Below are 1,614 nucleotides of genomic sequence, written 5' to 3'. Positions count from 1 at the left end.
GGGTAAAGGCCAATGCATCGGCATGGCCATGCGCGGCAATGGACAGGTAGCCGAGCGGTGCGCAGTCTGCCACCAGGCGCACTTCATCGGCCGTGCCAAACTGGCTTCCGAGCAAAAAGTAGCCGCCGTCCGGAAACGCCATCACGGGTGCCTCCGGCAAGCGGCCATCAAGCGCCTGCCACTGTTGCAAGCCCGCCACACCAAACAGCCAGCGGTTCTTGTCGTCAAAATGCATGGCCTTGCGCTTGAAGTCGGCGCGGCCAAACAACACGGCGCAGCTGGCCAGCAACGAGCGGTAGCGATGCCAGCCATCCTCGTGCGCCAGGCGCACCATCTGCGCATCGTCGGCATCGCCCGTCATCGGCACGTTGCCCTCCACGTCCATGAGAGAAGCGATAAAGTCGGCCAGGCGCTCCAGGCGCTGCAGGTACGCCACGGAAAAGCCCGCGCCGTTGGCCTGCCCTATCCTCTGGCACAGCAGCATCATGTCCATCACTTCATGCTGGTAATAGACGGCTTGTTCGCGGTTCACGCCATCTGGCGTATTTTGCTTGAGCGCCTCCTCTTCCAGCCCCTGGCGCGCCAGCGCCTGCCATTTCGCGCTTTCAGGCCAGCAAGGCCACACGCTACTGGCCACAAACAAGCCCATGTATTCACCGAACAGATGGTTGTTCGCTGACGAATGGCGCGAAAAATAACCGGCGATGAAGTGGGCATGCTGGTAGATGGCGGCAAGCCACTGCTGCAGGAAACGCTGCCCCGCCTCGCCCTGGAACAGCGGCGAAGCCGCACCACCCAGCAATTCCCAGGCGCAAGCCCAGTTCAACAGGCGCAGCGCCAGTTCAAGCGAACTGGTCCAGTTCACGCCCATGGGATACGGGCATTGCTCGAACCACGACTGCAGAAAGGTGAGCGCGCCATCGGCGTAGCGCTGCTCGCCCGTCACTGTCCACGCCTGTGCCAGCGCCACCAGCTCCAGGTGCCGGTTCGGCTCCCACAGATACTTGATATCGCCCACCACTTTTTCGCTGCGGTAATCGATCTGCTTGCCCAAGGTCAGCGGCGCCACGGTACCTGTCTTCGGATCGCGGTTCCATTCCGGCGGAAAACCCAGCTCCGCGCCACGCAGGGCGAAGACATTCCAGCGGCCCGCCAGCACGGCATCGGCCGCGATGCGCAAGGAGGCGATATCCGTGTCGCGGCCGTCACCGGCCAGGAAGGGCAGGCCCAGACGCGTCAATTGCGGCGCTGGCACGCGGCGCAGCAAGCCGATGCCCAGTTTGCTGGCTTTTTTTTGCAGCAATTGCTGCACCCGCCAGGCAATTTCGGGTGCGCCCATCAGCTTCATGCGGTTGATTTTCCATGCGATCGACGTCATACCCTTACCGTTCCATTCTTTTCATGTTGTTGCCTGCCATCTTCAAGCGCATCCAATGCACACCGGCAGGAATTTCCTTGTGGAATTATTATTAATTCAATGACATGATAATACCGTATTGCAGCAAAACTGCGAAGTCTATGGCGCCGAGCAACATCCCCCACCCCACGCATGATGCCTGTGAGAAAGCCTATTTTACTTACCCATTTGACGGAGATGGCCCGATAACGCTATAG

1 protein-coding gene is annotated in these 1,614 nt (G+C 60.3%); it reads right to left on the bottom strand.

The features are described from left to right. On the bottom strand, window positions 1-1,378 hold a 1,378-nt coding region (locus tag AC0V2Y_RS28170), incomplete at its 3' end, for a heparinase II/III family protein (RefSeq protein WP_475418450.1). Window positions 1,379-1,614: the final 236 nt, after the last annotated feature.

It is taken from the genome of Janthinobacterium sp. BHSEK, from assembly GCF_056174685.1.
The sequence above is the reverse complement of the archived record's forward strand: the minus strand, read 5'-3'. Positions and strand labels throughout refer to the sequence as shown.